This is a genomic window from Nitrospirae bacterium CG2_30_53_67 (assembly GCA_001873285.1).
Lineage (GTDB): Bacteria > CG2-30-53-67 > CG2-30-53-67 > CG2-30-53-67 > CG2-30-53-67 > CG2-30-53-67.
In genome coordinates this window covers 20,203-27,887 of sequence record MNYV01000023.1, presented here as the reverse complement: position 1 = coordinate 27,887, position 7,685 = coordinate 20,203, and the positions used below count along the sequence as shown (strand labels likewise).

Annotated in this window: 9 protein-coding genes; 8 read left to right on the top strand and 1 reads right to left on the bottom strand. The window is 53.4% G+C overall.

The window, feature by feature from the left end:
* Positions 1-159 precede the first annotated feature (159 nt).
* Positions 160-597, bottom strand: a complete 438-nt coding sequence (locus AUK29_01340) for a hypothetical protein (protein OIP66219.1) — start codon at positions 595-597, stop codon at positions 160-162.
* Between AUK29_01340 and AUK29_01335 the strand changes: the two genes are divergently transcribed.
* The 8 genes from AUK29_01335 (at position 596) to AUK29_01300 (ending at position 7,684) form a co-directional block, all read left to right on the top strand.
* On the top strand, positions 596-775 hold the full coding sequence (locus tag AUK29_01335) for a hypothetical protein (GenBank protein OIP66218.1): 180 nt from the start codon (positions 596-598) through the stop codon (positions 773-775). The two genes, AUK29_01340 and AUK29_01335, sit on opposite strands and share 2 nt — an antisense overlap.
* A 29-nt stretch (positions 776-804) precedes the next feature.
* Positions 805-1,551 carry a bifunctional hydroxymethylpyrimidine kinase/phosphomethylpyrimidine kinase gene (locus AUK29_01330; protein ID OIP66217.1) on the top strand — a complete coding sequence of 249 codons (747 nt, stop codon included), beginning with the start codon at positions 805-807 and terminating at the stop codon, positions 1,549-1,551.
* Positions 1,552-1,833: 282 nt separating this feature from the next.
* Positions 1,834-2,268 (top strand): division/cell wall cluster transcriptional repressor MraZ, encoded by a 435-nt coding sequence (locus AUK29_01325; GenBank protein ID OIP66216.1) that lies wholly within the window; start codon positions 1,834-1,836, stop codon positions 2,266-2,268.
* A 247-nt stretch (positions 2,269-2,515) separates the two neighbouring features.
* Positions 2,516-3,001: a hypothetical protein gene (locus AUK29_01320; protein OIP66215.1), complete on the top strand. Its 486-nt coding sequence runs from the start codon at positions 2,516-2,518 to the stop codon at positions 2,999-3,001.
* Positions 3,002-3,103: 102 nt separating this feature from the next.
* Positions 3,104-4,051: a 16S rRNA (cytosine(1402)-N(4))-methyltransferase gene (locus tag AUK29_01315; protein ID OIP66214.1), complete on the top strand. Its 948-nt coding sequence runs from the start codon at positions 3,104-3,106 to the stop codon at positions 4,049-4,051.
* On the top strand, positions 4,048-4,407 hold the full coding sequence (locus tag AUK29_01310) for a hypothetical protein (GenBank protein ID OIP66213.1): 360 nt from the start codon (positions 4,048-4,050) through the stop codon (positions 4,405-4,407). Before AUK29_01315 ends, AUK29_01310 begins: the two co-directional genes overlap by 4 nt.
* A gap of 77 nt (positions 4,408-4,484) precedes the next feature.
* Positions 4,485-6,224, top strand: a complete 1,740-nt coding sequence (locus AUK29_01305; protein ID OIP66224.1) for a hypothetical protein — start codon at positions 4,485-4,487, stop codon at positions 6,222-6,224.
* Positions 6,215-7,684, top strand: a complete 1,470-nt coding sequence (locus AUK29_01300) for a UDP-N-acetylmuramoyl-L-alanyl-D-glutamate--2,6-diaminopimelate ligase (protein ID OIP66212.1) — start codon at positions 6,215-6,217, stop codon at positions 7,682-7,684. The genes AUK29_01305 and AUK29_01300 overlap by 10 nt, the downstream gene beginning before the upstream one ends.
* Position 7,685 lies beyond the last annotated feature (1 nt).

The following is a 7,685-nucleotide window of genomic DNA, read 5'->3' as shown; positions in this document are numbered from 1 at the left end:
TTGAGGAGGAATTGAAACTCCGTGCGGAACGCCGGGGCTCGGATCCTCCGGAAACCATCCGGCTGATGGATGAGATTTTTTTATTCGGCCGGAGACTTTACCTCATGAACAGCAAAAAGAGCGTGGCCGGGAATCTACGGCTGTGTCTTCGTCACCTGTTTAAAGATAGAAAAAGGAATGTTTCTGCTCCGGCTTGATGATTTGTGCGGCGGAACGGATCACAGCGACGATATCATTGTTGATCTTGGGGTCGGCCGGATAGAGGATGAATCCGTTGTTGTTTTCCCTGTACCTCGGGGTGTAGCCGATCATGGTTTCGTTGTCCATGAAGGTGATCTCCACGCGGTCTCCGAAGCCGTGCCGTTCGGGAACGGAATCGGGTTGGGAATGATAATCAGGGTTTCCGTCAAGGTTCTTTACAAAGAAGACCGCCTTGAGATCCTCAACCTGTACTTGCGTGGCCTGCAGCTCTTCTTGGGTCTTGCTGTCCACTTCGGTGAGGTCAAAGGTATTGCGGAAGAATGCGAAGTTTCTGGTATACCCTTTTTTGATGTCGCCACTTTTATAATGAACGACAACAGCAGGACGAAATTCCATGGTATGCCCCAAAAATTATCTGAATGATTTCAATTTACCCTATCCTATGCCCTATTGTCAAGTTCAAATCTCCATTTTTGATGGGAATAATGCCCAACACCGCGATCCCTTTCTTAGGCCGGCTTTCTTCCTGCTTGATTTTTCAGGTTCCCATGGATATGATTTTAAACCGGATTGAATTCAAGGGAGAAGGAGCGTGTAGAGCCGGTGCAAAATAAGATCGTTCTCACCATTGCCGGATCAGACCCCACGGGCGGGGCAGGGATCCAGGCCGACCTCAAGACATTCCATGCCCTTGGTTTGTACGGACTCTCCGTGATTTCCGCGATTACGGCCCAGGATTCGAAAGGCGTCCGAGGGGTCTTTCCCGTGGCCCCGGAGGCCTTTTCCCTCCAGCTTGAAACCGTGCTCAGCGATTTCAGGATCGATGCGGTCAAGACAGGGATGCTTGTTTCTGCGGACCATGTTCGTATTACAGTGGATTTTTTGAAACGGTTCCCCCCCAGGATTCTGGTGATCGATCCGGTCATTCGCTCTTCGAACGGGGTTCCCCTCTTGAATGAAGAGGGCGTCTCCGTCATGATGGATGCCCTCTTCCCGCTTGCCGCAGCGGTCACCCCAAACCTCTCCGAGGCCGGGATCTTAAGCGGGATGGATCGCTCTCCTGATGAGGAAGAGGATTCATGGATCAGAAGGATGTGCAAGTCCATACAGGCCCTCGGTCCCCGGGACGTGATTGTCACCGGAGGACATCGCTCAGGGGATCCTATGGACCTTCTTTACGACGGAATTGATTTTGTCTCGTTTCCGGGACCCAGGGCGGCTAAAGAACTTCACGGAAGCGGCTGCATTTTTTCGTCCGCCCTCTGCGGATATCTTGCGCTCGGCTGCTCCATGAATGAAGCCGTATCCCGGTCCAAACAATACACCTTGGAAAGGTTCCTGGAAAAGTAACGGGGTAAATTTTCCTCCCACTTTTTACCACGGGTTGATCCATATTTTTTCCTGCAAGCAGGGTTCCCCTGCTCATGCCATATATCCACCAAGAAAAAATTCATACACAATATATTGATCATGGATTTCTATTTTTTTGTCAAACTGTTTTTTCATGAAAGATTTTTCAAATCGGATGTCTATCCAAGCCAAAAAAATTTCAATAAATTCCTTGACATTGTGCGAGTCAGGTGGGTATACTGCGCTCATTGGTGGGGTGAAGTGGGATCTTGTGGAGGATAGATGTTCCGGGGCAGGTTTAATCATACCATTGATGCCAAGGGACGGCTGAATTTCCCGGCCAAGTTTCGGGAAGTCCTTGCCAACAACTACGAGGAAAAACTGATTGTGGTGAAATACAACCGGTGTCTTCGCGCCTATCCCCTGTCCGAATGGATTACCTTCGAAAAGTCAAAAAGCCAGCAGTATAGAAACCAGGCGCAGGAAGATACCTTGAGAATGGTTTTAAGTTCACTCGCTGAGTGCGCCATTGACAAACAGGGAAGGATCCTGATCCCCCAGGATTTGCGGGACTATGCCGGTCTGTCCAAAGATGCGGTTCTGATCGGTATGTTCAAAAAGATCGAGATTTGGGATAAGAAACGGCAAGAGGAGCATGAGGCCTTGGTTCAAGAGTCACAGGATTTGGGAGAGGCGCTCACGCAGCTCGGTTTGTAGTAATTTATAAATAAAAGGATCATCTCCAAAAGAGTGAGTGAAGACATCAGGGGTCAAGGGGTCAAGGATTCCAGGGGTCAAGTGAAGCGCTAAAAACATAAGGGGCTGAGGGTTCAAGGGTTCCAGTGTTTTTCTCTGGAGATTTTGCTTGCGTTTTAGTATTTCACTTGACCCCTTGAACCCTGGAATCCTCGAACCCTTTTTACCCACTAAATGGGAGAAGAACCAAATAAAATTTCTGCCAGAATTGAAAGAAAAAATAGGTTCCGGCTTGTCCGGGTTGGGAGGGGAGAACATGGCAACTCTAAAGAACCAGAAGGTGAAGATCATGATCTTGAAGCTGGACCGTGATATCGACGTGAGCGACATGGAACAGATCTGCGGGATCATCGATCATTCCCGCGGCAAAGGGTACACGTTCTTCATTCTGGATTTGGGAGCCGTCAATCACGTGAACTTTCTGGGGTTGAGGCGGTTATCTCAGGCGGCCGAGCGGCAGCGTGAGGCCGGCGGCGAGCTCGCCCTGACGGGAGTCAACGGGTATTTGAAGAACATCTTTCAAATCGTAGGCGTATACAAGGATTTTCAGTACGTGACAAGCTGCTGCAACGGGATTCAGCAGATTCAGAAGGACCAGCAGATTCAGGACCTTGATGTCGCGGTCATCAACGGCAAAAGCTTCAAGGGATTGGGTAAGGCGTCCGTGAACTCAGCCGGGCTTCAGAACTATTAAGCGGCCCTGTTTGCAAGCAGGGCATTATGCCTTTCGGCGCGCCGCCCTATCGGATGAAGACCGCCGTTTAAACCATGACGGGAAGAAGAAGGTTTATGGTACATGCAGAAAAAACACAGACCGGTCATGCGGGAAGAGTCTTTATCCATGCTGAATATCAGGCCGGGCGGTCTCTACGTGGACTCAACCCTCGGGGACGGCGGCCATGCCGAAATCATGCTCAAGAAATCCTCCCCGGATGGGATGGTCATCGGAATCGACCGGGACCCCGAGGCCGTTGCACGGGCTTCGGAGAGGCTCAGCCCTTTCAGAAACAGGGTACGGGTCATGCAGGGGAATTTCCGAGATCTTTGCAGGCTCATACGGGAGGCCGGATTCGATTCAGTGGACGGTGTTTTGATGGACCTGGGAGTTTCCATGATTCAGGTTGCTACTCCCTTGCGCGGGTTCAGCTTTATGCTGGACGGCCCGCTCGATATGCGGATGAACCCTGAAGAGCCGGTCCCTACGGCCTATGATCTTGTGAATGGCGCAGGGATCGATGAACTTCGGAAGATCCTTGTGGAATACGGGGAAGAGAAGAGATGGCGGCCGGTGGCAGGCGCCATCCTGAAGGCAAGAGAGAAAGGTCCGATCCGTACCACGAGAGAACTTGCAGGCTTGATTGAAAAAGCCCTTCCCGGCGCAAGGCGATATAGGATCCATCCCGCCACTCGGACCTTCCAGGCCCTGCGGATCGCGGTCAATGATGAGTTGAATGCCCTGCGAAAAGGGATCGAGGCTGCCGTGAAGATTCTCAAGTCAGGAGGCCGCCTCTGTGTGATCTCCTTCCATTCCCTCGAGGACAGGATCGTCAAACAGTTCTTCCGTGAACTGGAGAAGGGGTGTACCTGTCCTCCTGATATGCCTGTTTGTGCCTGCGGGAAATTACCCGTCCTCAGACGGATGACCAAAAAGCCGCTCTTCCCTTCACCGCAAGAGGTTAAAGGCAACCCGTGGGCTCGAAGCGCGAGGCTCAGGGCGGCAGAGAAGATAGAGGGACAGCCATGAAAAGCAGTTCAGGGATTTTGCTCGGGTCTCAAAAGATAGACATCTTTTCCAAGAAGAAGACCGACCGGCTGCAGATGCACTGGTCCTATCTGTTTGCGGTTCTGTTCTGTCTATTCGTCGGGATTTTTGCAGTCTGGGAGAGGGTGCAGTATGTCCGAATCGGATATGATATTCAAGTGCTGAAACAGGACCAGGAAAAGCTTCTCCAGGAGAAACGGAAGCTCCTTTTGGAATATAATACCTCGGTCTCCCTGGACAAGGTCGAGGAACGGGCCCGCAAGGAATTGGGGCTGCAGGTCCCGTCAGCGAATCAGATCTTTTATGTGAAGGAAATCAGGGCCAGGGCGAAAAAGTAAACCCCGTTACCGGATTCGGCCGCGGTTTAGAGGAGTGTATGAAGAATTTTTTCGGGAAACGATACCGATTCAAGGCCATGATCATCATGGCTGTTTTTGCTTTTGGGTATGCCTCCGTGTCCTACAGGCTCTATACCCTTCAGATCAGGGATCATGCCATGCTCAAGGATATGGCGCAGAAGCAGCACAAGTGCACGGTGCAGATCGTTCCCAAACGAGGCACGATTTACGATGCCAAAATGCGCGAGCTGGCCATCAGTGTGGATACGGTCTCCGTCTACGCCGTTCCTCCGAGGGTTAAAGATAAAATGACCGCGGCCGGCATCCTGGCGAAGATGACGGGCGAGGACCGCAGGAAGATTCTGAGGGAACTCCTGAAGAAAAAACAGTTTGTATGGATCGCCAGAAAACTCAATCCTGAAGTCATCCAAAAGCTGGATCAAGCCGACCTGGATGGCGTGTCGTTTCTTTATGAGAGCAGGCGTTTTTATCCGAATCGGACCCTGGCTTCCGGGCCCCTCGGTTTTGTCGGTCTGGACAACCAGGGCCTGGAGGGGATCGAGTTTCAGTACGACAACGACATCAAGGGACAGCCCGGATGGTTTATTGCCAGCGTGGATGCCAGGCGCCGGAAGATCATGACCGAGGCCAAGGGTTACGTGGAGCCTTCCGGCGCCAACCACCTGGTTCTGACCATCGACAAGGTGATCCAATACATGACCGAGGAGGAACTGAAGAAAGCGGTGGTGGAAAACCAGGCCCTGTCGGGCATGGCGGTGATGATGCGCCCCTCTACAGGAGAGATCCTCGCCATGGCAGGCTATCCTGTGATTAATCTTAACGAGTTCCAGGATTCACGGCCGCAGGACCGGAAGAACCGGGGGATCATTGAGAGCTTCGAGCCGGGGTCGATCTTTAAATTGATCACCCTCTCCACCGCCATTGACCAAGGAGCGGTAAGACCCCAGGATGTTTTTTTCTGTGAAAACGGGGCCTATCATTTCCGCACCACGGTCTATCACGACACGCATGAGCACGGCTGGCTTTCGGTGAGCCAGATCCTGCAGCTCAGCAGCAATATCGGGGCCATCAAGATCGGCGAAAAATTAAAGGACAAGGATTTCTATCGCTCCATGAAAAATTTCGGTCTCGGGGAGAAGACCAAGGTGGATCTTCCCGGCGAATCACCAGGTATGCTCCGGCCCGTCTCCAAATGGTCCGGACTTTCCATGGCCTCCATATCCATGGGCCAGGAGGTATCGGTCACGGCCCTCCAGTTCCTGACGGCTGTGTGTGCGATCGCCAACAAGGGGGTCCGGATGCAGCCCTATGTGGTTTCGCACGTCATCAACCCGGAGGGGAAGGTGATCCTCGAGAATAAGCCGAGGGCGGTCACGAAAGTGATCTCCGATAAGACCGCTGAGTTTATGATCTCTTCCATGGAATTGGTCGTCAGCAAAGAGGGGACAGCCCCCCTTGCCGACATTCCCGGCTACCGGGTTGCCGGCAAGACCGGGACGTCTCAGAAATTCGATTTTAATATCAGGCGATATTCCAAGGATAAGTATGTGGCTTCTTTTGTGGGTGTGGTTCCGTCGAAGAATCCTGAAATCGCCCTGATTGTGGTGTTGAATGAGCCCCAAGGTTCTTCATATTACGGGGGGGTGGTGTCTGCGCCGGTCTTTAGGAGGATTGCGGAAAGGACGCTCAGGTATTTAAGGGTGCCTCCTGAAAAGTCGCCGGAGACGATTATCTCTACTGCCGATGATGCGCCGGTTTCCATACGGAAGATCAGCGGGAGCGCATCATGCAGTTGAACGAGCTTCTGGAGGTCCTTCCCGGCGCCGAAGTCACGGGAGGGACGGAGAACATAGAGGTGAACGGCATCACGGATGATTCCAGGGAGACGGAGCCCGGGTTCCTGTTTATTGCCGTCAAAGGGGCGCACACGGACGGTCTGCGCCACGTGCCCAAGGCTGAAGAGAGGGGATCGGTGGCAGTCATCTCGGAGAAGAAACTGAATCTCAGGCGGGCCGTAGGGATCACGGTCCCCGATTCCATGGATGCGCTGGCCAGGGTTTCCGCGCATTTCTATGGTTATCCGTCGGAGAAAATGACCCTGGTCGGGATCACCGGCACCAACGGAAAGACCACCGTCTCCCTGCTGATTCAGGGGATCCTCAGGGAAGCCGGGATGAAACCGGGATTGATCGGAACCCTCCGATATGAGATCGGGGATGAGATCCTGCCCGCGCCGAACACCACACCCAATGCGCTCCGCGTGCAGTCTCTCCTGAGCCGGATGATCGGGAAAGGGCTGGAGGCCTGCGTCATGGAGGTCTCATCCCATGCCCTGGCGCTCGGGAGGGTTCTCGGGTGCCGTTACAATATTAGGGTCTTGACCAACCTGACCAGGGACCACTTGGATTTTCATGGGACCATGGAATCGTATTATGAGGCCAAGCAAAGACTCTTCCATGAAGCGTATGCAAAACCCGGCGGGGCTTCCGTGATCAATATGGACGACCCGTGGGGGAGACGATTGATCAGGGAGTGTTCCGGACCGGTCTGGTCCTTCGGGATGCATCAGGATGCGGATTTCCGGGCCATGGATCCGAAATGCACGATCCATGGTCTTTGTTTTCGTATCCGGACCCCTCGAGGGGAACTGGCGGTCAACTCCCCTCTGATCGGCGCCTATAACATCTACAACATCCTCAGCGCCGTGGCTGCGGGGGTGTCTCTTGGCATTCCGGATCCGGTCATCCTTCAAGGGATGGCAAGGGTCTCCGGTGTTCCGGGGAGGTTTGAAAAGATTCAAGGCCCAGGATTCATGGCGGTGGTTGATTACGCCCATACGGACGACGCCCTGAAGCGCCTCCTTGAGAATGCGAGAACGCTCTGCAACGGGAGGCTGATCACCATCTTCGGATGCGGCGGGGAGAGGGACCGTGGCAAAAGGCCCATGATGGGAAGGGCGGCGGCTGAGCTCTCCGACAGGGTGATCGTCACCTCGGACAACCCGCGCGGCGAAGATCCGGCAATGATCATCCGGGATATCCTTGCCGGCATCATGCGTTCGGACGTCTCGGTCATCGAGGATCGAGGTCTCGCGATCCGGCAAGGGATCGAGGAGGCGGGAACAGGAGACCTGGTGGTGGTGGCCGGGAAGGGGCATGAGGATTACCAGATCATCGGGGATCATCGGTTCCACTTTGATGACCGTGAAGAGGTGAGGAAAGCCATCAGGCAACGGGTTTCAAAAGAGAAGGTGTAAC